The organism is Gluconacetobacter brunescens, from assembly GCF_048695475.1.
In the GTDB taxonomy this organism is placed as follows: Bacteria; Pseudomonadota; Alphaproteobacteria; order Acetobacterales; family Acetobacteraceae; genus Gluconacetobacter.
The window spans coordinates 164,299-189,190 of record NZ_JBLHEN010000002.1; the positions used below are offsets into that span (position 1 = coordinate 164,299).

At 65.7% G+C, this 24,892-nt stretch carries 20 protein-coding genes and 1 tRNA gene; 5 read left to right on the forward strand and 16 right to left on the reverse strand.

All coding sequences use genetic code 11. From position 1 onward, the window contains the following. The 3 genes from tig to ACMAUO_RS13125 all read right to left on the reverse strand — a co-directional run bounded on the left by tig (nucleotide 1) and on the right by ACMAUO_RS13125 (nucleotide 3,116). A complete protein-coding gene (gene tig / locus ACMAUO_RS13115) occupies nucleotides 1–1,338 on the reverse strand; it encodes a trigger factor (protein WP_420357433.1) in 1,338 nt (445 codons plus the stop codon). A 146-nt stretch (nucleotides 1,339–1,484) separates the two neighbouring features. Continuing rightward, a tRNA-Leu gene (locus ACMAUO_RS13120) sits at nucleotides 1,485–1,569 on the reverse strand. Nucleotides 1,570–1,598: 29 nt separating this feature from the next. Next, nucleotides 1,599–3,116, reverse strand: a complete 1,518-nt coding sequence (locus ACMAUO_RS13125) for an NAD(P)H-hydrate dehydratase (RefSeq protein ID WP_420357434.1) — start codon at nucleotides 3,114–3,116, stop codon at nucleotides 1,599–1,601. Between the two features lie 148 nt (nucleotides 3,117–3,264). On the opposite strand from ACMAUO_RS13125, the gene ACMAUO_RS13130 reads away from it, so the two are divergent. Further along, nucleotides 3,265–3,717, forward strand: a complete 453-nt coding sequence (locus ACMAUO_RS13130) for a CopD family protein (protein WP_420357435.1) — start codon at nucleotides 3,265–3,267, stop codon at nucleotides 3,715–3,717. A gap of 169 nt (nucleotides 3,718–3,886) precedes the next feature. On the opposite strand, the gene ACMAUO_RS13135 is transcribed toward ACMAUO_RS13130, so the two are convergent. Next, nucleotides 3,887–5,719 (reverse strand): glycoside hydrolase family 15 protein, encoded by a 1,833-nt coding sequence (locus ACMAUO_RS13135; protein ID WP_420357436.1) that lies wholly within the window; start codon nucleotides 5,717–5,719, stop codon nucleotides 3,887–3,889. 255 nt (nucleotides 5,720–5,974) lie between these two features. On the opposite strand from ACMAUO_RS13135, the gene ACMAUO_RS13140 reads away from it, so the two are divergent. Together ACMAUO_RS13140 and ACMAUO_RS13145 are read left to right on the forward strand one after the other, a co-directional pair. Next, complete coding sequence (locus ACMAUO_RS13140) at nucleotides 5,975–7,624, forward strand: DEAD/DEAH box helicase (RefSeq protein WP_420357437.1); 1,650 nt, start codon at nucleotides 5,975–5,977, stop codon at nucleotides 7,622–7,624. 163 nt (nucleotides 7,625–7,787) lie between these two features. Continuing rightward, nucleotides 7,788–9,068 carry a class I SAM-dependent RNA methyltransferase gene (locus tag ACMAUO_RS13145; protein WP_420357438.1) on the forward strand — a complete coding sequence of 427 codons (1,281 nt, stop codon included), beginning with the start codon at nucleotides 7,788–7,790 and terminating at the stop codon, nucleotides 9,066–9,068. A gap of 145 nt (nucleotides 9,069–9,213) precedes the next feature. On the opposite strand, the gene ACMAUO_RS13150 is transcribed toward ACMAUO_RS13145, so the two are convergent. After that, nucleotides 9,214–11,283: a M13 family metallopeptidase gene (locus tag ACMAUO_RS13150; protein ID WP_420358264.1), complete on the reverse strand. Its 2,070-nt coding sequence runs from the start codon at nucleotides 11,281–11,283 to the stop codon at nucleotides 9,214–9,216. Nucleotides 11,284–11,821: 538 nt separating this feature from the next. Here ACMAUO_RS13150 and ACMAUO_RS13155 point away from each other — a divergent pair. Continuing rightward, on the forward strand, nucleotides 11,822–12,529 hold the full coding sequence (locus ACMAUO_RS13155; protein WP_420357439.1) for a hypothetical protein: 708 nt from the start codon (nucleotides 11,822–11,824) through the stop codon (nucleotides 12,527–12,529). 132 nt (nucleotides 12,530–12,661) lie between these two features. Continuing rightward, on the forward strand, nucleotides 12,662–13,333 hold the full coding sequence (locus tag ACMAUO_RS13160) for a glutathione S-transferase (protein WP_420357440.1): 672 nt from the start codon (nucleotides 12,662–12,664) through the stop codon (nucleotides 13,331–13,333). A 63-nt stretch (nucleotides 13,334–13,396) separates the two neighbouring features. On the opposite strand, the gene ACMAUO_RS13165 is transcribed toward ACMAUO_RS13160, so the two are convergent. From ACMAUO_RS13165 to ACMAUO_RS13215, 11 genes are all read right to left on the reverse strand, one after another. Further along, on the reverse strand, nucleotides 13,397–15,574 hold the full coding sequence (locus ACMAUO_RS13165; protein ID WP_420357441.1) for a beta-N-acetylhexosaminidase: 2,178 nt from the start codon (nucleotides 15,572–15,574) through the stop codon (nucleotides 13,397–13,399). Nucleotides 15,575–15,673: 99 nt separating this feature from the next. After that, nucleotides 15,674–16,474 (reverse strand): glucosamine-6-phosphate deaminase, encoded by an 801-nt coding sequence (gene nagB / locus ACMAUO_RS13170; protein WP_420357442.1) that lies wholly within the window; start codon nucleotides 16,472–16,474, stop codon nucleotides 15,674–15,676. A gap of 158 nt (nucleotides 16,475–16,632) precedes the next feature. Beyond that, nucleotides 16,633–17,016 carry a HesB/IscA family protein gene (locus ACMAUO_RS13175; RefSeq protein WP_420357443.1) on the reverse strand — a complete coding sequence of 128 codons (384 nt, stop codon included), beginning with the start codon at nucleotides 17,014–17,016 and terminating at the stop codon, nucleotides 16,633–16,635. Nucleotides 17,017–17,062: 46 nt separating this feature from the next. Beyond that, nucleotides 17,063–17,500, reverse strand: a complete 438-nt coding sequence (locus ACMAUO_RS13180; protein ID WP_420358265.1) for an SUF system Fe-S cluster assembly protein — start codon at nucleotides 17,498–17,500, stop codon at nucleotides 17,063–17,065. A 28-nt stretch (nucleotides 17,501–17,528) separates the two neighbouring features. Beyond that, nucleotides 17,529–17,972 (reverse strand): Fe-S cluster assembly sulfur transfer protein SufU, encoded by a 444-nt coding sequence (sufU, locus tag ACMAUO_RS13185; RefSeq protein WP_420357444.1) that lies wholly within the window; start codon nucleotides 17,970–17,972, stop codon nucleotides 17,529–17,531. Nucleotides 17,973–17,982: 10 nt separating this feature from the next. Continuing rightward, nucleotides 17,983–19,233 (reverse strand): cysteine desulfurase, encoded by a 1,251-nt coding sequence (locus tag ACMAUO_RS13190; protein WP_420357445.1) that lies wholly within the window; start codon nucleotides 19,231–19,233, stop codon nucleotides 17,983–17,985. Between the two features lie 2 nt (nucleotides 19,234–19,235). Next, on the reverse strand, nucleotides 19,236–20,501 hold the full coding sequence (sufD, locus tag ACMAUO_RS13195) for a Fe-S cluster assembly protein SufD (RefSeq protein ID WP_420357446.1): 1,266 nt from the start codon (nucleotides 20,499–20,501) through the stop codon (nucleotides 19,236–19,238). Beyond that, nucleotides 20,498–21,271, reverse strand: a complete 774-nt coding sequence (sufC, locus tag ACMAUO_RS13200; protein ID WP_114727357.1) for a Fe-S cluster assembly ATPase SufC — start codon at nucleotides 21,269–21,271, stop codon at nucleotides 20,498–20,500. The genes sufD and sufC overlap by 4 nt, the downstream gene beginning before the upstream one ends. 15 nt (nucleotides 21,272–21,286) lie before the next feature. Next, nucleotides 21,287–22,777 carry a Fe-S cluster assembly protein SufB gene (gene sufB / locus ACMAUO_RS13205; RefSeq protein WP_420357447.1) on the reverse strand — a complete coding sequence of 497 codons (1,491 nt, stop codon included), beginning with the start codon at nucleotides 22,775–22,777 and terminating at the stop codon, nucleotides 21,287–21,289. 14 nt (nucleotides 22,778–22,791) lie between these two features. After that, nucleotides 22,792–23,262: an SUF system Fe-S cluster assembly regulator gene (locus ACMAUO_RS13210; RefSeq protein WP_420357448.1), complete on the reverse strand. Its 471-nt coding sequence runs from the start codon at nucleotides 23,260–23,262 to the stop codon at nucleotides 22,792–22,794. Between the two features lie 148 nt (nucleotides 23,263–23,410). After that, nucleotides 23,411–24,694: a DUF445 domain-containing protein gene (locus ACMAUO_RS13215; protein ID WP_420357449.1), complete on the reverse strand. Its 1,284-nt coding sequence runs from the start codon at nucleotides 24,692–24,694 to the stop codon at nucleotides 23,411–23,413. Between the last annotated feature and the right edge of the window lie 198 nt (nucleotides 24,695–24,892).

The window sequence follows — 24,892 nt, forward strand, 5'->3', positions numbered from 1 at the left end:
TCAGAGATCGGCAGGCGGGATCTCGGCCAGTTCCTCAGGCGTCACGTCCTTGTCGGTCACCGTGGCCAGCTCGATCACATAATCGACGACCTTGTTTTCGAAGATCGGGCCACGCAGGCTCTCGGCCGCCTGCGGGTTCTTGCGGAAGAAGTCGAACACCGCCTGCTCCTGGCCCTGATAGCGCATGGCCTCGGCCCGAATCGCCTGCAGCATCTCGTCCTGCGAGACGGTGATGGCGTTCGCACGACCGATCTCGGCCAGCAGCAGGCCCAGCTTCACCCGGCGTTCGGCGATCTTGCGGTAATCGGCCCGCAGGGTCTCTTCGTCCTTGCCCTGGTCTTCCTCGTCAAGCTGGCCTTCCTTGCGGTCGGCCTCGACGCGCTGCCAGATCTGGGCGAACTCGGCATCGACCATGCCCTGAGGGGCTTCGAAGTCGGTCTTTTCCGCCAGGGCATCCAGCAGCTCGCGCTTGATGCGCAGGCGCGAAAGCTGCTCGTATTCCTGCTCGACCTGCTTGGTGATCAGTTCGCGAACCTGCTCCAGGCCCTCGAAACCCATCTTCTTGGCCAGATCCTCGTCGATCTCGACATCGACCGGGCGCTTCAGCCCCTTGGCCTTGATGTCGAAGGTCGCTTCCTTGCCCGCCAGGGCCTCAGCCGAGTAATCGGCCGGGAAGGTAACGGTGATCACCTTCTCCTCGCCGGGCGACATACCCTCGATCTGCTCCGCGAAACCGGGAATGAAGCCCGCGCCGCCGATCTCGACATTCACGTCGTCGGCGGTGCCGCCTTCGAACGGCACGCCGTCCAGCTTGCCCACGAAATCGACAACCACGACGTCGCCCGCTGCTGCCGGACGGATCTCTTCGACCGTCACGAAATTGCGCTGGCGGCTCGCGATGTCCTTCAGGGCCTTATCGACCGTCTCGGCATCCGCCGTCGCCTTCAGGCGGGTCAGCGTCAGGTCCGACAGATCAGGCTGCGCGATCTCGGGCAGCACTTCCATCTCGATCTTGAATTCCAGGTCTGCCTTGCCATCCGCCTCGGCGCCCGAAACCAGGTCGACACGCGGCTGCAGGGCCGGGCGCAGATTGCGTTCCTCCAGCAGTGCGCGGGTGGCGTCGCTGACGGCCTGCTCCAGCACTTCACCCTGCACGGCGGCGCCGTAGCGCTTCGTCACGAGGCTCAGCGGCACCTTGCCGGGACGGAAACCCGGCAGATTCATGGACTGCCCCATTTCCTTCAGGCGGGCGGTCCGCTTGCTCTCCAGTTCGCCGGCGGGCACCGTGACGGTGAAACCGCGCTTCAGGCCGTCGGAAAGCGTTTCAGTAACCTGCATCTGCGAGGCCATCCTCTCGGTCAGAACTTCCAAAGAACGCACGAGTCCACCCCGGACGGCGGTATCCGCACGCAAAGCAACCGGCGCGAGCCGCAGCCGCATTCGCGCCCGCACCCCGTACCAATTCAATCAGTCTCCAGCCGGGCTGGTGCGGGCGGAGGGACTTGAACCCCCACGACTTGCGCCACCAGAACCTAAATCTGGCGTGTCTACCAGTTCCACCACGCCCGCATCGGCGCCCGGCCTCCAAGCGCGCGGCTTTAGCGCACGCCGCCTGATCCGGCAAGCCGACAATGGCGCGAGTCCGCGCCCCGTGCCGCAGCAACCCCCAACCCCAGCGCGACCGCACGCGCCCGCGCCGCCCCCAGATGCTGGTCAAACTGCTCGGCCACCGGCCATGGGCCGGCGCGCATCCCGGCCTCGCCATGGATCCACACCCCGGCGCAGGCCGCCTGCCAGGGCTCCATCCCCGCCGCCAGCAGGGCGGCGATGATTCCGGTCAGCGTATCGCCCGAACCGGCAGTGGCCAGCGCCGCCGTGGCATGGTCGTTGATCGCCGCCCTGCCGTCAGGCGCCGCGATCACGGTATCCGGCCCCTTCAGCACCACCACGGCCCCGACCCGCTGCGCAGCCGCCCGGGCCGCATCCAGCCGCCCATGCGCCGGCGCCCCGAAAACCCGTGCGAATTCGCCCTCATGCGGCGTGATCACCCCGACCCCGGCCAGCCGTTCCGGCTGCCCGGCCGCCCAGGCGAACGCCCCGGCATCGGCCAGCACCATCCGCCCGGCCCCCAGCAACTCCGGCAGCACCCGGCTGACTTCGTCTTCCGTCAGGCCCGGCCCGCAAACCCAGACCTTCCGGCGCCGATCCTCCAGCAAGCCGGACAGATCGCCGTCATCCACGATCAGTCCCGGCTCGGTCATTCTATACAGTCCCGCCGCCGACCCCGCCGCCAGCCGCACCAGCCCCGCCCCAGCCGTGCGCGCCGCGCCGGCAGCCAGCCGCGCCGCGCCAGGCATTGTGCCGCCCCCGCAGATGCTGACCACGCCACGCGCGTATTTGTGACTATCCACCGTCTGGCCCGGCACCTGCCATAATCCCGGCGCGTTGCGCCAGGTGCGAACCGGCACCGCGTCCCACACCGTGTCGGGCATACCGATATCCGCAACCACCAGCCGCCCCAGCCTCTCGCGCCCCGGCAAAAGCAGATGCCCGGGCTTGGCCCGCACGAAGGTCACGGTCATTTCCGCCGAGGGCGCATAACCAAGGACGCACCCGGTCGCGCCGTCGATGCCGCTGGGCATGTCCACTGCCACCACCCGCCGCGCCGCGCCCAGCACGGATGCCAGGTCCGGCTCGATCGCGCGACTGAGCCCGGCGCCGAACACCGCGTCGATCACAAGGTCGGCCCGCGCGGCCTCGTCCGCCGTAAACGCCGCACTTGGTCCCCGCCATTCGGCAGCAGCCGCCGCCGCATCACCACCCGCCCGAGGCGGGGCCAGCGCCGCAACGGCAACCGGCCAGCCGGCCTGCGCCAGGCGCCGCGCCGCGACATAGCCGTCCCCGCCATTATTGCCCGGACCGCACAGCACCAGCACCCGGCACGGCGCGATATGGCGCATCACGGCGCGCGCCACCGCCCGGCCCGCATGCTCCATCAGGTCGCGCACCGGCACGGTTCGGCTGCCCGCCTTGTCGATCAGGCCCATCTCGGCCGGGTCCGGCAACAGCAGCGCGGTCGCTGACGGGCATTCGCTCTTGGATTGGGGCTGGCCCATCGGGCAATCTCCTCCGGTCGGGGGTGGCTTGTCGGGGGCGCCCGCGCACCGCCGTCTTGCGCGCCGGGGCGGAATTGGCGATCAAGCATACCATCGACGCCCGCGCCCCGTCACGCGGGCCATCTCTTACCCCCGGCCGGGAGTTGACATGACCTCCTCAATCCTCTGGAGCTTCGTGCTCGCGATCCATCTGCTCGGCATGACCGCCTGGGTCGGCGGCATGATCTATGCCGTGTTCGTCCTGCGTCCCAGCCTGGGGCTGCTGGATGCGACCCAGCGCGCGTCGGTCCACCTGCAAACGCTCACCCGCTTCTTCCGCGTCGTCTGGCACACGATGCCCACCGTCCTGGTCACCGGCTGGCTGATGATCCTGCACGAGGGCGGTTTCGCCGCCATCCCGTGGCAGGTCAACGTGATGCAGCTTCTTGGCCTGGTCATGGCGGCCGTGTTCGCCCGCATCTATTTCGGCCCGTTTCAGAAGGCCCGCCGCGCCATCCGCCCCCAGCCGGCCCTGTTCGACACCATCCGCTCGCTGGTGACGATCAATATCGGCCTCGGCGTTCTCACGATCCTCTCCGCCGCCATGGCGCGCGGCCTGTAGGCCGGCGCGGAGACACCGCTCCCGGCGATCCGACGCGCGTTTTCTCCGCTTCGGTGCTCTCGGCCATCAAGGCCGCTCCGCTCCGATGCTCAAGAACACACGCCGGACGCGGCCCGTGCCAGGCCGCTCTCGCTCAGGATCGGTGTCTCCGCACCAGCCTATGTCGACACTACAGAACCGGCAGCGGCGCCGCCCCCATGGTGGTGATACGCCCCGCACTGAGGATCGATGCCGAGTTGATCAGCGACAGGTGCGAGAACGCCTGTGGGAAGTTCCCCACCTGCCGCCCGGTGGTGGCGTCGTATTCCTCGGCCAGCAGGCCGAGGTCACTGCACAGCGCCAGCAGCCGGTTGAACAGGGCATGGGCCTCCTCCATCCGCCCCTGGGCGACATAGGCATTCACCAGCCAGAACGAACAGGCGATGAACGCCCCTTCGTCCCCCGTCACGCCCTCGATCACACGATCGGGCAGATAGCGGCGGACGAATCCATGCTCGTCCAGCAATTCGCGCTCGATCGCCGCGATGGTACCGCTGACGCGCGGATCATCGGCGGGCAGGAAGCCGACGACCGGGATCAGCAGCAATCCAGCATCCAGCCCGGTACCGCCGAAATACTGGACGAAACTGTTCTTGTCCGCGTTGAACGCCTCACGGCAGACCGTGTCGTGAATGTCCTGCCGCAGGGCCTTCCATTCCTCCAGCGGCGCCTCGAGTCCATATTTCTCGACGTCGCGGATCGCCCGGTCGAACGCCAGCCAGCATGAGATCTTGGACACGGTGAACTGGCGCCGCCCCCCGCGGACTTCCCACATCCCCTCGTCCGGCTCCTTCCAGATCGTCGCCAGATGCTGCAACAGCCCAACCTGTAGCCGCCAGCCGTCGGTGATCGCGCAAAGGCGCGTCTGCCGGGCAACATGCAGGGCCGCGATCGCCTCGCCATAGACATCGAGCTGCAACTGGCCAGCCGCCGCGTTGCCGACCCGCACCGGCTTCGACCCCTCATAACCGGCCAGCCAGCCGGCCTCCCATTCGTTCAGCAGCCGCTCGCCGGCGATGCCATACATGATCTGGACCTGGTCGGGGCTGCCGGCGACGGCCGCCTGCAGCCAGTCCCGCCATGCCATCGCCTCTTCGAAATAGCCACCGGCCATGATCGCGATCAGCGTCAGCGAGGCGTCGCGCAGCCAGCAATAGCGATAATCCCAGTTGCGCCCGCCTCCCAGTTCCTCGGGCAGCGAGGTCGTGGGTGCCGCCACGATCCCCCCCGTCGGCTGATAGATCAGCGCCTTGAGCGTCAGCAGCGAGCGCCGCACGATGGAAGCATGCTCGCCCTGATAGGTGCAGCGCCCGATCCAGTCCGACCAGAATTGTTCCGTTCGGTGCAGCGCGGCCCGCGCGTCGATGGGTTGGGACAGCGCGCCGTGCGAATCCATATAAGTCAGCACGAAAGGCACCTGGTCACCTTCCGACACGATGAACCGCGACACGGTATGGCGATCCTCGCCATGCAGGGCCACCGGGCAGCGCAGCACGCAGCGCGAGGGTCCCGCGATGGCACTGATGCCCATATTGTCCGGCAGGCGCGTCACCCAGGGCACCGACAGTCCGTAATCGAAGCGCAGCACCAGCCAGTTGAGGATCGGCACCGCCCCGCGCCGGCCTTCGATGATCCGGATCAGGGTCGGCTCGGCGGCACCGACTGCCATGAAATCCAGGATCGCGACCACGCCCGTATGTGTCTCGAACACCGTTTCCAGCACCATGCCCTGGTTGCGATACGACCGCGTCACCGTAACGGGCGTGCCTCCACGCTCTTCGTCCGGAGCCAGTTGCCAGTGCCCGTTCTCGCCGTCGCCCAGCAGGGCCGCGAAACAGGCCGGGCTGTCGAATCGCGGCCAGCAGAGCCAGTCGATCGACCCGTTCCGCCCGACCAGGGCGCAGCTGCGCCCATCACCGATCAGGCCATAATCCTCGATTTTCAACGGCGTGATTGTGACCACGTATCCCCCAGAGACAAGACGCCAGAGACATGACACCCAAAGACCCGCGATGCCCCGGACAGGCCCCGCCCGCTCCGGTGCTCCGTGCTTGATTTTCGTCGCATTTACCGATACGGACAGTCACGCGGAATCGGAGGATTCGCCTTCATTTTCGCAAGGCCCTGCTTCGTCGCAGGAAAACAGGCCGAAAAAGCCTGCCGGACCACATCGTGGCGGAATGGACGGGACCACACCACTGACACGTTCGAGAGAATTTTGAGCGCCAAGACGAATGCCTCCGCTTCGGCCGAACCTGACGCCGCAGCCCATCCCGTCTCCATTGTCCCACCTGACGCGGACGCCGGTTCCCCCGGTGGCGAGCCGTCCGCTTCCGGTGCCGTGGACACCCCCGACGAGCAGGCAGAGGCCGCTCCACAGCCGCTCTTTTCCGATCTTGGCCTGTCCGAGCCGATCCAGCGCGCCATCGACGAAGCCGGCTACATCCACCCCACGCCGATTCAGGCCCAGGCCATCCCGTATGTGCTGATGGGCCGCGACGTGCTGGGCGTGGCCCAGACCGGCACCGGCAAGACCGCCGGCTTTACCCTGCCGATGCTCGAAATCCTTTCGGGCTCCCGGGCACGGGCCCGCATGCCGCGCTCGCTGATCCTGGAGCCGACGCGCGAACTGGCGCTCCAGGTGGCCGAGAATTTCGTCAAATACGGCAAATACCTGAAGCTGAACCACGCGCTGCTGATCGGCGGCGAGAGCATGGCCGAGCAGAAGGACGTGCTGAATCGCGGCGTCGACGTGCTGATCGCGACTCCGGGCCGGCTGATCGACCTGTTCGAGCGCGGCGGCCTGCTGCTGACCCAGACCCGCCTGCTGGTCATCGACGAAGCCGACCGCATGCTCGATATGGGGTTCATCCCCGATATCGAGAAAATCGTCGGCATGCTGTCCCCCCTGCGGCAGACGCTGTTCTTCTCCGCCACCATGGCACCGGAAATCCGGCGCCTGGCGGATATGTTCCTGCAGAACCCCAAGGAAATTACCGTCAGCCGCCCGTCCTCGGTCGCCACGACCATCGAGGCCGGCCTGGTGGTGGTCGACGAGGACGACAAGCGGCGCGTGCTGCGCCAGATGCTGCGCGACGACGCGGTGCAGAACGCCATCATCTTCTGCAACCGCAAGCGCGATGTCGACGTGCTGTGCAAATCGCTGGTGAAGCACGGCTTCTCGGCCGGTGCGCTGCATGGCGACCTACCGCAGTCGGTCCGGTTCTCCACGCTCGAGCGCTTCAAGGCCGGCGATCTCAAATTCCTGGTCTGCTCCGACGTCGCCGCGCGCGGCATCGATATCGGCGGCCTGTCGCACGTCTTCAATTTCGACCTCCCGTTCCACGCCGAGGATTACGTGCATCGGATCGGCCGTACCGGCCGCGCCGGCCGCACCGGCCACGCCTACAGCCTGGCCTCACCGCATGACCGGGGTCTGGCCGAGGCCATCGAGAAGCTGATCGGCCACCCGATTCCGCGTCTGGCGGTCGAAGGCGTGACCCAGCTCGAATGGTCCGAGGAAGAGCGTCCCCGTGGGGGCAAGGGTCGCGGACGCGGCCGGGAGAAGGACGACCGTCGCGGCCCCAAGCCCGCCCGTCCCGCCGCCACGCCCACGATACCGGCCGAGGCCATCCCCGCGCCCGAAACCGCCGCAGCAGCGCCACCGCCACCGCCCGCGCGCAAGCCCGCTCCACCGCGCCATCAGCGGGAACGCGAACTGGAAGACTCCACCGCGCAGACCAACGGCAACCCGGTCATGGGCTTCGGCGCGGAGGTTCCCGCCTTCATGCTGCTGCCGCGCCGGCAGTTCACGATCACGCCCTCGGCCGATGACGAGAGCACCCATACGGCCGACGAACCGGCCTGAGACCCGGCTGGACATGCGCGCTGGCAGCGATCCAGCATGCATGTCCTGTAGCGCGACAGCCATCAAGGCCGCTCCCGCTCACCAGCCCATATGCCAGTCAGGCTCTGTGTCCCGGGCGTCCTGACCGACGCGGACCGGCCCAGGCGACTTGGATATAAACCTGATGAACATCGAAATCGAAATCAGCGCACTCGGCGCGGACGGAGATGGTCTGGCCCGCATGCCGAACGGCGAACCCCTGTTCGTTCCCGGCGCCCTGCCGGGCGAACTGGTCCGTATCGAGCAGGTGGACGCACGCTCGGCCCACCTGCTGTCGGTATTGCGCCCGAGCCCGGACCGGGCAGAGCCGCCCTGCACCCTGTTCGGGCAATGCGGCGGCTGCGCCATCCAGCATCTGTCCCTCCCCGCCGCGCTGGCGTGGAAGAGCGAAACGGTCGTCCATGCCCTGGAGCGCGCCGGCTTTGCCGATCCCCTCGTCACCGCCCACTTCCAGAGCCCGCCCGCTTCCCGGCGGCGCGTCGATCTGGCGATCCGCCGGCGGCCGGACGGGGTGGCAATCGGCCTGCACGCACGGCGCGGCGACGTGGTCGATCTGACGACCTGCCCGATTCTCGCGCCTGCTCTGTTCGCCATCCTGCCCGCATTGCGTGAGGTGGCCCGCTCGCTGGGTGCGCTGCGGCAGAGCGGAGACGTGCTGATCAACCTTCTCGACTCCGGGCCAGACCTGCTCCTGGCAACCGACGGCCCCCTGGAACCGAGCGATCGCGCCAAACTGGCGGAATTCGCGCGCAGCCAGCGCATCCCTCGCATCGCCTGGCGCCGCGCCGGCAGCACCGACACGCCGGAAACCGCCGCCCAGACCGGCCCGGTGCGCCATCTATTCTCGGGCGTCACCGTCGCCCCACCTCCCGGCGCCTTCCTCCAACCCAGCCGCGAAGGCGAAGCCGCGATCATTGCAGCGGTCCTGGCGGCGTTGCCGCGCAAACTGGCACGCCGCGACGCAATCATCGAACTATATGCCGGCTGCGGAACCCTCTCCTTCGCACTCAGCGAGAAGGCCCGGGTCCTGGCGTTCGAAGGCCACCCCGACGCTGTCGCTTCCCTGCGCCGCGCGACCAGCGGCACACGGGTCGTTGCCGAACAGCGCGACCTGAACCGCCAGCCGATCATGGCCCGCCAGATCTCCGAGGCTAGCGCCATCGTCCTCGACCCCCCCTACATGGGCGCCGGAGCCCAGATGGCGCAGATCGTCGACGGAAAGCCGGCCCGAATCATCTATGTCAGTTGCAACCCGCAGGCACTCACCCGAGACGCCACCGGGCTGAAGGCGGCGGGATACCGGCTGGACGGTGTAACGGTCATCGACCAGTTCCTGTGGTCGACCGAAGTCGAAGCCGTCTGCGTCTTCAGCGCCCCACCTTCACCACGCCGCCGCCCGCGATAAATCGCATGAGGGCATGACCCTCAATCGGAAACGCGAATCGTCCATTCACAAAAAATCAGGCCCGGATCGCCTCAACCGAAACGATCCGAGCCTGATGTGACTATCCCCATTCAAACCGGCCGGGCTTTCCCCGGCCGGTTTCGCGTTACCAGATCTTCACGCGGTCCTGAGGCTTGAGATAAAGCTTCTGCCCGGCCTCGACGGCCCATGCGGCATACCAGGCGTCGATATTGTGCATCGGGATATTGACGCGCGCGACCGGCGGCGAGTGCGGATCGACCACGATTTCCTGACGGACGGCATCGTCACGCACCTTCTCGCGCCAGACCTGCGCCCAGCCGAGGAACACGCGCTGGTCACCGGTCAGCCCGTCGATCACAGGGGCCGGCTTGCCCTGGAGCGATGCGTGATAGGCATCGAGCGCCAGCGTCAGCCCACCCAGATCGGCGATATTCTCGCCCATCGTCAGCTTGCCGTTCACATGCACGCCCGGCAGCACCTCGAACGCATCATACTGCGCGCCCAGCCGATCAGCGAGCTTCTGGAAGCGCGCCGCATCCGCCTTGGTCCACCAGTCGCGCAACCGTCCATGATCGTCGAACTTGCGGCCTTCATCATCGAAGGAATGGGTCATCTCGTGCCCGATCACCCCGCCGATCGCACCGTAATTGATCGCCGCGTCCGCCTTCGGATTGAAGAACGGAGGCTGGAGGATGGCGGCAGGGAACACGATCTCGTCGAAGACCGGCATATTGTAGGCATTCACGGTCTGCGGCGTCATGTCCCACTCGTCGCGATCGACCGGCTTGCCCAGATGCCCGAGCCAATAATGCCATTCGAAGGCGATCGCCCGCGTGGCATTGCCATACACGTCGCCCTTATGGACCTCCAGCGTGCCATAGTCGCGCCACTTGGTGGGGTAGCCGATCTGGATGGTGAAATTGTCCAGCTTGCGCAGCGCGGCGGCGCGGGTCGCCGCCCCCATCCAGCTATTATGCTCCAGACGAACATGGAACGCGGCCTTCAGCGCATCCGTCAGATGCCCCATCTCCTCCTTGCTCTCCGGCGGGAAATAGCGCTCGACATAGACACGGCCGATCGCCCAGCCCATCGCGGAACTCGTCGCCCCCACCGCACGCTTCCAGCGCACGGGCAGTTGCGGCTGGCCAGACAGGGTCTTGCCGTTGAAGGCAAACCACGCATCGACGAACGACTTCGACAGGTCGGGGGCGGCATTGTCCACCAGATGGAACGCCAGCCAGGCCCGCAGGGTCGCGATGTCCGTCGCGCCGAGGATCTTTGCCTCCCCCGCAATGGCACTCGGCTCACCCGCGATCAGGACGCGCTGCGCGAGGCCCGTCTCGGGGATCCCCGCCGCTTTCAGCCATGTCGGCCAGTCGAAACCGGGCGCGTCCTTCTGGAGTTGCGCCACTGTACGCGGATTGTAGCTTTTCTCCGGATCGCGCATCTCGTCGCGCGCCCAGTGCACCTTCGCAATCGCCGTTTCAAGGGTGACGATGTCGGACGCGGCCTGCTTCGCGTCGGGCCAGCCGATAAGACCGAGCATCTGCTCGACATAGGCCTGATACGCGGTCTTTTTCGCGGCGAAAGACGGCTTGGAATAATAATCGCGATCCGGCATGCCCAGGCCGGCCTGATCGAGATCGAGCGCGTACTGGGTCGGGTCCTTCGCATCGGGCTGGATCATGAGCGAGAACGGCGAGGACTGAAATGTGTCCTGCGCCGAGGCCACGAGGGCGGCGAAGGATGTGGCGTCATTTACGGCGCGGATCGCCGCCAGGTCGGCCGCCAGCGGCTTTGCGCCCAGCGCCTCGACGGCCGCCTCATCCATGAACGAGGCATAGAACGTGCCGAGCTTCCCCTCGATCGTCGCGGGATTCGCCTGAGACTGGGACGATACGTCCTTCAGGATCGTCTGCACCCGCGTGCGCGACAGTTCCGCAAGCTCGTTGAACGGCCCCCAGCTTGTCCGATCCGGCGGGATGACCAGATGATCGACATAGGTGCCGTTGGCATAACCGAAGAAATCATTGCCCGGCTTTACCGAAAGATTGCGACCGGGCAGATCGAAGCCCCACGAACCCTGCGACATTGCGGGCACGCTCGGCGTTGCGGGCGCCGTCATGGTCGCGGCGGCCCGCGCTTCCGTTCCCACCAGCATTCCGGCAAGGCAGGCGGTGCCCAGCAGCATCATGGTCCTGGCACGGCGCTTCGGGGCGCCGTGAAGTTTTGTCCGAATCAAATCGTTTTCTCCCTGGCGCGCGGCCGCGCGCCGATTACGTGTTGTGGTCGTCCAAGCCTGGCATGACATGGATACCCACGCTCAGAAATTCGCCTGGACCATGAGCAGGACCGGGCAGTCGACGATGCCGTCGAAAGAGCACGAGGTCGAACCCGCATCAAGATGTTACCGCTTCAACTTGAACACGTTGTTGATATTCGGGTTGACCACATAGAGTTTGAAAAATGCGGGGCCGACGGTCGCGTTGAAAGTAAAATATTATTAATATATAGAAATAAACACGGGTATTCAAGGTGACATCCCAGTGCATAATACGTTCTTCCCTGAAGCGACCAGTCACCACCGGCAGCATACGTACCCTCGCAAGTAAATTATATTGATCACGGTTTCCTTGCGGATTGATCGTTATGCCGAGCAATATCCAAAGGACACTTGCAGGATCGTCATCACGCCACACCGGGCTAAGGATGAAGGAATGCGCTTGAGACTCTTGACCGCTCTGCTGGCCTGGCTATTCGTTGCCTCACCGGCATTGGCCGAAGATATCGCCATTCGCGGTGCATTTCATCGTGTCGTGGTGTCGAATCTAAGCCGGATGGAAGGAACGGCGAACGCCATTGATCTGAAAGACGGCCAGCCAACGGGTCTTCATCTGCATGTCCGGGCGCTACTGGAGCCTGGCGACCTTCAACCCGAAGACGCCCATATTTTTCTCGATGCGAAGCAGGGCCATGTCTCCCTGTTTCCCAAAGGAGGCAATGAAATCGTCTTCCCCGCCGACCGGGCCTTGCAGATGGAAAACCCGAATGTCGTGGCTGCCCTGTCCAAAGGCCAGGAGATCAGGTTTCAGGCAACGGTCAGCATGGACTCACCTCCGGCAACCCGGTTCACGGGCAGCGATGCAAGAGGCTGGATGTCGAAGCTTGATCATCAGATAAGCCGAAAGGCCGGTTTCATGTCAGCCTTTCTACCCGACACGACGACGGTCACCCTCACCCTGCCAGCCCGATCGGAACTTTCCGTGACCGAAGCCGGCAAGGCATTCAGCCTCGTTCAGAATAATAGCGACAAATCCTATGATTTCTCTTTCCAGCCTCGTGTTTATCCGGCTGAAGCCGTGTTCATGAGCACAAAGCCGATCTCCGGCATCACAATGATTTTTCCGGTTCAGCTCAACCGCTGGAAGCGGACAGACTAAAAAAAACATGCGGCACCGTGCCCGGCGTCTCCAGCATCGCCCAAGCCGAAACGCAATCACGTTATCCGGCGTTATCATGAGTCCCGACGCTCCATACGCGCCCGAGGAATGGTGCGACAAGGACGGCCTCTCATGATCATCGTGCATCATCTCGAAAATTCCCGCTCGCAACGCGTGCTCTGGCTGCTTGAGGAACTCGGCGTGCCATACGAGATACGGTTCTACAAACGCGATCCCCGGACGATGCAGGCGCCGCCGGAACTCCGGAAAATCCATCCGCTGGGCAAGTCACCGATCATCACGGAAGGAGACGTCACGCTCGCGGAAAGCGGCGCCATCATCGAATATCTTCTCGATGAATATGACAATGGCCACCTGCGCCCTCCCGCGGGAACGCCAGAATATCGCCGTTTCATCTACTGGCTACATTATGCGGAAGGATCGGCCATGCCACCGCTGGTGATGAAACTGATCTTCGGGATGCTGCCGTCCCGCATGCCATTATTGCTCCGCCCGTTCGCCTCCCTCATTGCAAAGGGGGTGCAGACCCAGCTTCTGGGGCCGGAAATCAAGCGTCACACGACTTTCTGGGAAGAATCGCTCATGCAGACCGGCTGGTTTGCCGGCGGTGCGTTCAGCGCAGCGGATATCCAGATGAGTTTCCCACTGGAGGCCGCATGCGCCCGAACGGAGGCGGTGCGGCATCTTCCCCATGTCGAGGCGTTTCTGCGTCGTATCCACGCCCGACCGGCCTGGAGCCGGGCACTGGAACGAGGCGGCCCTTATGCCTATTCGGGGGCGTAAAGCGGACCTGATATGAGGGGGAGAGAACATCCTGTCTCCCCGCCTCCAAACCCCACCGGCGCCTCACTGGCCGAGAAGTTTTCTCACCGCCGGCTCGACCGCGATCATCAGGCCCGCAGGCGGAAGGATCACGGGCCCACCGGAGGAACCGGAGACATCGGCGGAGTTGTTGATGGCCGCATCTTCCTGATCGAAAATTTCCTTCTCCGCTGCCGAAAGCGCCGGCTTGCCATCCAGCGCCTTCAACCCTGCCTGGGCGATCACCGCGAGATGGTGGGACGTCACCAGTGCTTCGGACAGGCCACGGACATGCGCCACCAGAGCAAACGCAGCATCATTGTCGCGCCACGCCACAAGCTGCCGCCGAAGCGCCGGTGCCACCGCATGGTCGCCCGACACATAGCGCGTCACCAGCATCGAAAACCGCAGCGCGGGTGCCGGATCGGGCGATGCCACTTCCCCGATCTCATCCAGCCTCCTGCCATGGCGTGCCACATAGCGGTTCATGTTGTAATTACGCAGCGGCACCGTCGCACTTGCCAGAACCATGACCGGATCGACCGCGCCGGGCGAAAGCCGCGCCGCCATGCGCCATCTGTTCGCCTCGGCCTGCAATCCCGCGATCTGAAGCTCGGCATTCACCACCGCGAGGCGACGATACATGTCGTCGACATCCCGCACTTCGGCAGGCGACCAGAACCGTTCGGCAATCGCGGCGGCACGGGGCCAGATCCGCGCATCGAGCATCTCGTCGGTCACCAGTTCCGCCCATAGCGGCGCCTCCCCCCCAAGGACGAAGGCTTTCTGCTGCCCGGTCAGTGGCGGGGGCGCCGGCTCCTTCAGGAAGGCCTCCACCAGATCGGGCCGCATCCCCTTCTTCAGCAATCTGTCGGCCTGCTCGCGGGTAACGCCATTCGCGGCCGGATCGTAAGGGTCGACCAGATAATGCTGCCCGGCCGGCTGAAGCAGATCGAGATAATATCCGGCGGAAACGATAACGGGATGATGGCCCGCGGTCGCGGAAGCGATGAATTTCGAACTCCGCCAGACATCCACAACCACGTCGGACGGGATGGCCGCCTCGCTGACCTCGTCCCACCCGACCATCACCTTCCCCTGCGCAGCGAGGATCTTCTGCACCTGGACGGTGAACCCCGCCTGCAAGGCCTGCGGCGTGGCATAGCCATGCTCCTTCATCCAGGCCACGATCTTCGGATTCTTCAGCCATTCGTCCGGCTCGACCTCGTCGCCACCAGAATGGAAATAGGCATCGGGAAACAGGCGCCCCATCTCACCATAGAGCCGACGCACAAGGTGCAGCGTCTCCGGCAGGGTGGGGTCAAGCGCGGCCGTATTCTTGTTTTTCGGCTCCGGATCGACCGGATGAGTGGCCGCCAGTTCGGGATGGGCCAGCAGCACGGCCAAGGCATGGCCCGGCAGGTCGAATTCGGGCACGATCCGGATACCCCGATCCGCCGCATACGCCACCAGGTCGCGGATCTGCGCCTGGGTATAATATTGGCCGTGCGACCCCTTCGCGGTCAGTTCGGGCAGCACATGGCTCTCCACCCGGAATCCAGTGCCGTCGCTGAGATGCAGATGCAGAACATTGAGTTTCAGCATCTCCATCGCGTCGATCTGGCGCTTGATGGTCTCGACCGTCACGAAATGGCGCGACGTATCGATCATGATCCCGCGCCAGACGAATCGGGGATGATCGGCAATGGTCGCGAAATCGATTTTCGGGCCGTTTCCGTCCCGCGCGATCAGTTGCGCGAGAGTCGCCAGACCATGGATCACCCCATCGGGACCGTCGGCCGTCAGCGTCACGCCATCGGGGCCGACCACCAGCCGGTAATCCTCCTTCGCCCGTGTGCTCAGCCAGCCCGCATCCTGCCCAGCCGCGATGCGGAGCGGCACCGGCATGGCCGTGGAGCCAGCAGGGCGATCCGCCGCGGGCAGCACCCGCCCGGCGAGCGCATCGGCACGGTGCAGGAAACGCCCGACCGCCGCCCGCAACATCGCCGAAGGCGGATGACTCCACGACACGGCAAACCCCTCGGACAACGGGAGCACACCACCGGAAAAGGTAACCGAAGAGGGAAGCGGCATCAGCGCGGGGGCGAGCGGCTCCACCACTGCCGGCTGTTCTCCCGAGGGCACCGCCCACGCCGGAGGGGCCATCATCGCGGCCAGCAGCAAAGACCCGACGAGGGCTGCGCGCGCGGTCGAAAACGTCATACTCGTCCTCTCCTGGGATCGCCCCACGGATACCGTCGCGATACGGCCCGCGCTGCCCGGGGCCCTTCGCACCGCCCTGTTTCCCGCAGCATCAATCTATTACCGGCCGGCCGCCTGAATCGCGAGCAGTTCCGCATCATGGCGCATCTGCCATTCGATCGCGTCACGCTGCGTCAGCGCGGACGCCGCCGCCGGATCCAGAAGGACAAGGCAATCAGGATGCCATTGCAGGACAGACCCCGGCACCGAGGCGCCGACCGGCCCCTCGATGGCCCGCGCGGCGATTGCTGCCTTCCGGGCACCGGTCACGACCAGAAGCGCCTTGCGCGCCTCCAGGATCGTACCCGTTCCCATCGTGATGGCCCGCGTCGGCACGCGGGACAGATCGCCGTCGAACAGCCCAGCATTCTGCACCAGCGTCGCCCGCGCCAGGGTCACGACACGGGTACGGCTGGCAAGCGAGGACAACGGCTCATTGAAGCCGATATGTCCGTTCTCTCCCAGACCAAGAAGCTGCAGATCAATCCCGCCGACCCCGGCAATACGCGCTTCATAGGCCCGGGCTTCCGCATCGGCATCCCGCGCCGCACCATCCGGAACATGGGTCCGCGCGCCGTCGAGATTGACGTGCGCAAACAGATGCGCATGCATGTAATGGCGATAGGATTGGGCATCCCCGCCCGACAGGCCGACATATTCATCGAGATTGAAGGTGGTAACGGCACCGAAATCGACGCCCTCCGCGCCGGCAATTCCGACCAGCAGGCGATAGATGCTCTCCATCGTCCGCCCCGTTGCCAGCCCAAGGACGGAATCCGGCTTGTCACGCACCTGCCCGGCCAGCAGCCGCGCGGCCAGTTCGGCAACGCGACCTGGATCAGGACAGATAAGAACCTTCATGACATTTCGCTCCTTCCCATGGCGACCGGCGGGTTACCCGTCCATCCAGGGAAAAAGCATGCCTCACGGCACAGACAATCCGGCTTCAGAACACCGCAAGACGTCATCTCAGGGGGCGCCGACCGCATGACGACCGCCCATCGCCGTAGGCATCGCGCTCAGACGTGGAAGCTCTCGCCGCAGCCGCAGCGGCCCTTCTCGTTCGGATTATTGAAGGTGAAGCCGGATTCGAGCTGCTTGACCTCGTAATCCATCGTCGTGCCGATCAGGAACAGGGTCGCCTTGCGATCCACCAGAACGGTCACACCCTTGTCGGTCACCACTTCATCCCCCGGCCCGGGCGCCTCGACGAAACTCATGTCGTAGGCATGACCGGAACAACCTTTGGTCGAGATCGCGATCCGCAGCAACTGCCCGGCATGGGCCGTGGCGTACAACGCCCGCAACCGATCGGCCGCCCGGTCGGACAGCGCCATCAGGGGCGGCAGGGCCCGCCTGGCGGGGGCAGGCGATGCGGTCGTCGCGTTGCTGGAAACAGTCATTGGCAATCTCCCGATCCCGGCGGGCATGGCATCCCGCCGCGACGTGTCAGAACATGTTCAGGCTCAGGCGGGCATCGTCGCTCATGCGCGACATGTCCCATGGCGGGTCCCAGACGATCTCGACCGTCGCATCGGTCACGCCGGGAACGGTGCGAACCGCTTCCTGCACCTGGGCCGGCAGTTCCTGCGCACTCGGACAATTGGGGGCCGTCAGCGTCATTTCAACGCGCACCGTGCCGTCACGATGCAGGTCGATGGCGTAGATCAGGCCCAGTTCATAGATATTCACCGGAATTTCCGGATCGAAGACGGTGGCGATCGCCGCGATCACGGCCTCCTCGTCGGGCACCGCAACCGCACCGTCCGTCGCCGGCTGCCCATCAGGCGTCCAGCCTTCCACCGCTGGGCTGTCGCTGGCCGCAGGCGCATCGAACGAGAAGCCATGCTCCTGCGTCCCGTTTCCGGTCTCTTCCATCGCGGCCATCCTGTCGGTCTCAACCATCATTCCCGCCTCATCCGTCCTTCGAGTCATCCGCCGGGGTCTCGGTCAATGCCGCCTCCAGCGCCGACCACGCCAACGTCGCGCAGCGGATGCGCGACCGATGCTGCCGCAAGGGCGCAAAAACCATCAGTTCCGGACGAACCTCGCCGTCCTGCCCGGTCTGCAGCAGGGTGGTGAACGCCTGCCCCATGGTCACGGCTCCGCTCCGCTCCTGCCCCGCCACCAGTTCGGCCATCATGTCGGCCGAAGCCAGGCAGATCGCGCATCCCCTGGTCTGATGACGAACGGTCTCGATCCGCCCATCCCCATCCAGCCAGACCCCGACGCGCACCCGGTCGCCGCACATCGGGTTCGTGCCCTCGCCCCGGCCCGTCGCGCCTTCCAGCGGCCCGGCATGAACGGGCGTACGCGCCCGTTCGATCACCTGCTGCTGGTAAAGCCCGTCCTGATCCATCGGCCCCGCCTCAGACGAAAAAGCCGCGGATCTGCGTCAGCGTCGAGGCCAGGGCGTCCACCTCCTCGCGCGTCGTATAGAGCGCGAAGCTGGCGCGCGCGGTGGCGGAGAGGCCCAGGCGCCGCATCAGCGGCTCGGCGCAATGATGGCCCGCCCGCACCGCAATCCCGTTGCGATCCAGCAGGGTGGCGATGTCGTGCGGATGCACATCGTCCATCGTAAACGAAATCACACCCCCACGCTCGGCGGGCGCCCCCACCACACGCAGGCCCGGCACCTCGGCCAGGCGCGGCAGCGCGTATGCGACCAGTGCCGCCTCATGCGCCGCGATGGCGTCATATCCAATCGATTCGATATAGCTGATGGCCGCTCCCAGCCCGATCGTCTCGATGATCGCAGGCGTGCCGGCCTCGAATTTATGCGGTACGGTGGCCCAGGTGGAGCGCTCGAAGGTCACGGAGGAAATCATGTCCCCGCCGCCGAGGAACGGCGGCATCGCATCCAGCAGTTCCCGCCGCCCCCACAGCACGCCGATCCCGGTGGGACCATACAGCTTGTGGCCGGTGAAAGTGTAGAAATCGGCATCGATCGCCTGCACATCGACCCGGCGATGCACGACGAACTGACTGCCATCGAACAGCACGCGCGCCCCTGCCGCATGGGCGATATCGGCAATCTTCCGCGCCGGCGTCACGGTCCCCAGCACGTTCGACATGTGGGTAACGGCCACCAGCGCCACCTTGCCGTCCGCCACCAGACGCTCCAGCGCGTCCAGTTCGATGTCGCCGTCATCGGTGATCGGCGCCACGCGCAGTTCGATGCCCGCCCGGTCCCGCAGCATCTGCCACGGCACCAGATTGGCGTGGTGCTCCATCTCCGAAATCACCACCGCCTGCCCCGGCCGCATCAGGCTGCCGAAGGAATGGGCGACCAGATTGATCGCCTCGGTGCTGTTGCGGGTAAAGATCACCTCTTCCCGTGCCGAAGCGCCGATCAGCCCGGCCACCTGGTCGCGCACCGCCTCATAGGCATCGGTGGTGCGCTCGCTCATCCAGTGCAGGCCGCGATGGATGTTGGCGTATTGCGTGCGCATGGTGTCACCCATGGCATCGATCACCTGGACCGGCTTCTGCGCGGAGGCGGCACTATCCAGAAAGACCAGCGGGCGACCATGCACCGTCTCGCCCAGGATCGGGAAGTCGGCGCGCCGGTCGCGCAGCGAATCGATGGGATCGATCATCACCATGGGCGGGACATCCATAATCATGCGTCCTTTCGGTTCCACCAGGTCTCGACCGCGCGGTTCAGCACCGCCCGCAAGGCCTCGTCGCCCATCAGTTCCACCGCGTCGTGCAGGAAGGCCTTGACCAGAATGGCCCGGGCATCCCCCCCCGCCACGCCGCGACTGCGCAGGTAGAAGAGCTGGTCCGCATCCAGCGCCCCCACGGTCGCGCCGTGGCTGCACCGTACGTCGTCGGCATAGATTTCCAGTTCCGGCTTGGCGTCGATCTCGGCGGTATCCGACAGCAGCAGGGCCTGATTCATCTGGTAGCCGTCGGTCTTCTGCGCAACACGCTCGACCAGGATCTTGCCCTGGAAGACGCCCCGAGCATGGCCCGCCAGCACGTTCTTCACCGTCTGGCGCGAATTGCATGACGGCGCGGCATGGGTAATCACGCTGGTCAGGTCGGCAACCTGCCGCCCGTCCAGCAACTGCGCGCCGTTGACATGCACGATGCCGCCCTCGGCCTTCAGCCTGGCATGCACCTCGTGCCGAGCCAGGGCCGCGCCCAGCGTCAGGGTGAAGCTGTCATAGGACGCATCGGCCGCGACCTCGGCATGAACCACCGCCAGATGCCGGGCAGCCGGGTCCTCGGTCTGCAGCTTGGCATGGATCAGATGCCCGCCCTCGGCGACCACGACATCCAGCACTGGATTGTTCAGATAATCCCCACGCCCGACCGACAGATCGAGCACCGACAGGCGCGCCCCCGCCCCCAGCATGATCCGGTGCCGGGGATGAACCGACAGCGCGACACCCTCCGGCGCCACCACGACCGACAGCAGCACCATCCGCCCGGCATCGACACCGGGCGCCACCGTCAGCGTCAGCCCGTCTTCCGCCAGCAGGGCATTCAGCGCACTGGCCACGTCATCATGCGGCGCCAGATCCGCGCCCGCCGCGAAGCGCGCCACCGACACCCCGTCCGGCAGGCGCGACAGGTCAGGCGCGAAACGCCCATTCACCATCACCGCACGCGGCAGACCGGCATCCAGTTCGTAAGCCCGCACGGCCTCGGCCAGCAGGGCATCGACCGCCACTCCATCAGCCTGCGCCGGCGCACCGGCGAACGCGATATCCGACAGCGTCCGCAGCGAGGTGTATTTCCATGCCTCGACACCCGCGCGCGGCAGGCCCGCCTTGCGCAGCAGGTCGGCCGCCTGCGTGCGCGTGGCATTCCCTTCCCCGCCGGTGTAGCGGTTCAGGAACGCGGCGGCGCTGACGCCGGCGGGAGCGATCGCGTTCACGCGGCCTCCGCCAGGAAACGGGCATAGCCCTGGGCCTCAAGCTGCTTGGCCAGTTCCGGCCCGCCACTATGGATGATGCGCCCGCGCGCCATCACGTGGATGCGGTCCGGCACGATGTAATCCAGCAGCCGCTGGTGATGGGTGATGACCAGCGCCGAGAAATCCGGCGCGCGCAGCGAATTCACGCCCTCGGCCACGATACGCAGCGCATCGATGTCCAGCCCGCTGTCGGTCTCGTCCAGAATGGCGAACGAGGGGTTCAGCATGCGCATCTGCAGCACTTCGTTGCGCTTCTTCTCGCCACCCGAAAAGCCGACATTCACATTGCGCTTCAGCATGTCGTCGGACATCGACAGATGCTTCGTCTCCTGCCGCACCGCCTTCAGGAAGGCCACCGCGTCCAGTTCTTCCTGCCCGCGCGCACGGCGCACCGCATTGACGGCCGTGCGCAGGAAATTCGCGTTATTGACGCCCGGCAGTTCCACCGGCGCCTGAAAGGCCAGGAACAGGCCCAGCGCCGCGCGCTCCTCCGGCTCCAGCGCCAGCAGGTCCTGGCCCTTGAAGGTCGCGCTGCCCGCCGTCACCTCGTAATCCTCGCGCCCCGCCAGAACGTAGGAGAGCGTGGATTTCCCCGACCCGTTCGGCCCCATGATCGCATGGACCTCGCCGGCCGGAATCTCCAGATCGACGCCGCGCAGGATTTCCTTGTCCGCGCCGTTATCCGAAATTTTGGCGCACAGGCCGGCAATCCGCAAAAACTCGTTGCTCACGTCACTCATCTCCGTTCAGCCGACGCTGCCTTCAAGGCTGATCTGCAGCAATTTCTGGGCCTCGACCGCGAATTCCATCGGCAGTTCCTTCAGCACGTCCTTGCAGAAGCCATTCACGATCAGGCCCACCGCATCTTCCTCGGACAGGCCGCGCTGGCGGCAATAGAACAGCTGGTCTTCCGAAATCTTCGAGGTCGTCGCCTCATGTTCGATCTTGGCCGACAGGTTGCGGCTTTCGATATAGGGCACGGTATGCGCACCGCACTGGTCGCCGATCAGCAGGCTGTCGCACTGGGTAAAATTCCGCGCCCCGGCGGCCTTGGGCATCATCCGCACCAGCCCGCGATAGGTGCTGTCGGAATGCCCGGCACTGATGGTCTTGGCGATGATGGTCGAGCGCGTATTGCGCCCCAGATGGATCATCTTGGTCCCGGTATCGGCCTGCTGGTGATTATTGGTTACCGCAACCGAGTAGAACTCGCCCACCGCGCCATCACCCTGCAGGATGCAGGAGGGATATTTCCAGGTGATGGCCGATCCGGTCTCCACCTGCGTCCACGAGATCTTGGACCGATCGCCCCGGCACGCGCCGCGCTTGGTCACGAAATTATAGATCCCGCCGCGCCCGTTCTCGTCGCCCGGATACCAGTTCTGGACGGTCGAATATTTGATCGACGAATCTTCCATCGCCACCAGTTCGACCACCGCCGCATGCAACTGGTTCTCGTCGCGCATCGGCGCCGTGCAGCCCTCCAGATACGAGACCGACGCCCCGTCCTCGACCACGATCAGCGTCCGCTCGAACTGCCCGGTATTGCGCGCATTGATGCGGAAATAGGTCGAAAGCTCCATCGGGCAGCGCACGCCCTTGGGCACATACACGAACGATCCATCGGTGAAGACGGCCGAATTCAGCGCCGCATAGAAATTGTCGGCCACCGGCACCACGCTGCCCAGATAGCGGCGCACCAGCTCGGGATGCTCGCGCACCGCCTCGGAAATCGGGCAGAAGATCACACCGGCCTTGGCCAGCGTCTCGCGGAAGGTGGTCACCACCGACACACTGTCGAACACCGCATCCACCGCCACCGGCGGCCGCGCCGTCTCGCCCTCGGGCAGTTCGACCCCGGCCAGCAATGCCTGCTCATGCAGCGGAATGCCCAGCTTCTCGTAGGTACGCAGCAGTTCCGGATCGACCTCTTCCAGAGATTTCGGCCCCGCCTTCTTCTTCGGCGCGGCGTAATAATGCGCGTCCTGGAAATCGATCGGCGGATGGCTGACCTTGGCCCAGGTCGGCTCGGTCATGGCCTGCCAGGCCTGGAACGCCTTCAGCCGCCATTCCAGCAGCCATTCAGGCTCCTGCTTGCGGTGCGAGATCAGGCGGATGGTATCTTCGTTCAGGCCCTTGGGGGCCATGTCCATCTCGATCTCGGTCTCGAAGCCCCACTTGTAGGCGGACTGGCCCAGAGTCTCGACCGCATCGCGGGTTTCGGCAATCGCTGGCATGTCTTCCTGCTCCCTCAGACTGCGACGGCCGGGCCGGCAGCGGATATGTCATGGGCCGCGCAACCGGCCCCCGGTCCCCGCGCGGCCTGCCCGCGGGTCTGCATGTCGGCCAGCGTGATCGAGGACAACGCCCCCCGGATCGCGTCATTGACCGCATCCCACTGCCCGCACAGGCCGCACAGGGTGCGCGCGTCGCATTCCCCGCCATCGACGCACGCCGTCAGCGAGATCGGCCCATCCACGGCGGTGATGACCCGCGCAACCGAAATTTTATTCAGCGGCTGCGCAAGACGGTATCCCCCACGCGCGCCGCGCAGGGAAATCACCAGTTCGTCGGCGGCCAGAATCTTCAGCACCTTGGCCACCGTGGGTTCGGGAATCCCCGTGGCCTGCGAAAGCGAAGGCGAGGTCATCATCTCGTCCTGCTGCGCCAGGCGCACCAGGGCAACGACGGCATAGTCGGTCAGCTTCGAGAGTCTCAGCACCCGCACCCTCCTTTTCGTCCCTGGATTCCGGCCCGCTCCATAGCGGACCAATTCAGTACTGATTTATGATCCAGATGATGCCCAACAACGCCATCGTCAAGTGCAAACCGCGCACAGCGGACCGTCATGGCCGCATGGCGCGGCCCGATCATCCCACCTGCGCCCCGAAAACAAGGTGCAACGCCAGCGACAGCACGGCCCCTGCGAGGAAGCCGACCAGCGTGCCGTTCAGCCGCACGAACTGCAGATCCCGGCCCACCCGCAATTCCAGCCGCGAAACCAGCATGTCGGTGTCCCAGGCCGCCACCACTCCGGCAATGAAGCGCGACAGCCGCTCGCGTACAAAGGGCAGGCTCCCCAAAATCATGCGCCGCGCCCACCCGACCACACGTTCGCGCAGGGCCTGGTCGGTGCGCATCTGGTCGGCCAGGCGCTGCAACGTGTCCCGTACGATCGACGCGGTCCAGCCATCGGAACAGGCCATGTCGGCCTCGATCATCTGCCGCAGCCGGCGCCAGACATCGCCACCCCAGTCGCGGACGCTGTCATGGGTCATCACGCCGGCAATCGCGCCCGTGATCTCGCGCCGCCGCTCGGGATCGGTCTCGATCCGGTCGATTTCGCCGCGCACCCAGGTGGTGAAGCCCTCGCGCAGTTCCGAGTTCTGCGGATCGACCCGATCCAGTTCCTGATTGACCGCAATCAGCACCTTGGTCGCGATCGAGCCGCCGATGGCCCAGCCCAGAATCCGGCCGCCCTGCTCACGCACGCGGTCCTCGATCATCGCGCGCAGCGATTCCTCCTTGGCCTTCAGCCCATCCTTCAGCCGGGCCAGCAGAAACGACAGCACTTCCTGGTGCCGGTCGCCTTCCACCAGCGCCCGCAGGGTCCGCGCCACCACCGGCGCCACCTCCTCGCCCCCCAGAAGCAGCGGCAGCATCCGCGTCACGGCCGATCCGGCCCGTCCATCCTCCAGCCGCGCCATCACCGCCGGCGCGGCGCCGGCCAGCGTACGGCATACGGTCTGGGCGGTCGCCGGATCATCCAGCAGGCCCGCCACGATTCCGGGCAGGTCGATCCGTTCCAGCGCGGCCGCCACGTCGGCCTCGGTAAAGACATGGGTCGCCACGAAGCGGCCCAGTGCCTCGCCCAGGCGTGCCTTCTGCGCGGGCAGGATGGCGGTATGGGGAATCGGCAGGCCCATCGGCCGACGGAACAGCGCCGTCACGGCGAACCAGTCCGCCAGGCCGCCCACCACGCCGGCCTTGGCGCCCGAGCGCAGCACGTCGAGCCACAGCGCATCGGCCACCAGGCCGGCCGCCGGCGCGGCATACCCCGCCACGGTCAGCGCCCCCATGCCGGCCAGAAGGCCGCCCGCCGCGTGGCGGTATCGGCGCAATGTCCGCCAGGCGGCCCGATCCGCGTCGGACATGGCATTTTCCACATCGGGGGTCGTCTTCATCCCCTGCCGATACCACTCCGCACGCACAGACCCAAGCGCCGCCCGCGAAACCCGCTGTCCCCCTTGCGGCACATCGGCCGAAATTCGACGTGATCAACACCACCAGAGATTGCGATGGGAACGCGAACATGAAACCCTGCCGGGGCGTGACGCCACGGATGACGACAG

What these genes read in the sequence shown, in the direction of transcription:
- tig (WP_420357433.1), bottom strand. Translation starts at nt 1,338, where the DNA reads ATGCAGGTTACTGAAACGCTTTCCGACGGCCTGAAGCGCGGTTTCACC.
- ACMAUO_RS13125 (WP_420357434.1), bottom strand. Translation starts at nt 3,116, where the DNA reads ATGGGCCAGCCCCAATCCAAGAGCGAATGCCCGTCAGCGACCGCGCTG.
- ACMAUO_RS13130 (WP_420357435.1), top strand. Translation starts at nt 3,265, where the DNA reads ATGACCTCCTCAATCCTCTGGAGCTTCGTGCTCGCGATCCATCTGCTC.
- ACMAUO_RS13145 (WP_420357438.1), top strand. Translation starts at nt 7,788, where the DNA reads ATGAACATCGAAATCGAAATCAGCGCACTCGGCGCGGACGGAGATGGT.
- ACMAUO_RS13150 (WP_420358264.1), bottom strand. Translation starts at nt 11,283, where the DNA reads ATGATGCTGCTGGGCACCGCCTGCCTTGCCGGAATGCTGGTGGGAACG.
- ACMAUO_RS13160 (WP_420357440.1), top strand. Translation starts at nt 12,662, where the DNA reads ATGATCATCGTGCATCATCTCGAAAATTCCCGCTCGCAACGCGTGCTC.
- ACMAUO_RS13165 (WP_420357441.1), bottom strand. Translation starts at nt 15,574, where the DNA reads ATGACGTTTTCGACCGCGCGCGCAGCCCTCGTCGGGTCTTTGCTGCTG.
- nagB (WP_420357442.1), bottom strand. Translation starts at nt 16,474, where the DNA reads ATGAAGGTTCTTATCTGTCCTGATCCAGGTCGCGTTGCCGAACTGGCC.
- ACMAUO_RS13175 (WP_420357443.1), bottom strand. Translation starts at nt 17,016, where the DNA reads ATGACTGTTTCCAGCAACGCGACGACCGCATCGCCTGCCCCCGCCAGG.
- ACMAUO_RS13180 (WP_420358265.1), bottom strand. Translation starts at nt 17,500, where the DNA reads ATGGCCGCGATGGAAGAGACCGGAAACGGGACGCAGGAGCATGGCTTC.
- sufU (WP_420357444.1), bottom strand. Translation starts at nt 17,972, where the DNA reads ATGGATCAGGACGGGCTTTACCAGCAGCAGGTGATCGAACGGGCGCGT.
- ACMAUO_RS13190 (WP_420357445.1), bottom strand. Translation starts at nt 19,233, where the DNA reads ATGGATGTCCCGCCCATGGTGATGATCGATCCCATCGATTCGCTGCGC.
- sufB (WP_420357447.1), bottom strand. Translation starts at nt 22,777, where the DNA reads ATGCCAGCGATTGCCGAAACCCGCGATGCGGTCGAGACTCTGGGCCAG.
- ACMAUO_RS13215 (WP_420357449.1), bottom strand. Translation starts at nt 24,694, where the DNA reads ATGTCCGACGCGGATCGGGCCGCCTGGCGGACATTGCGCCGATACCGC.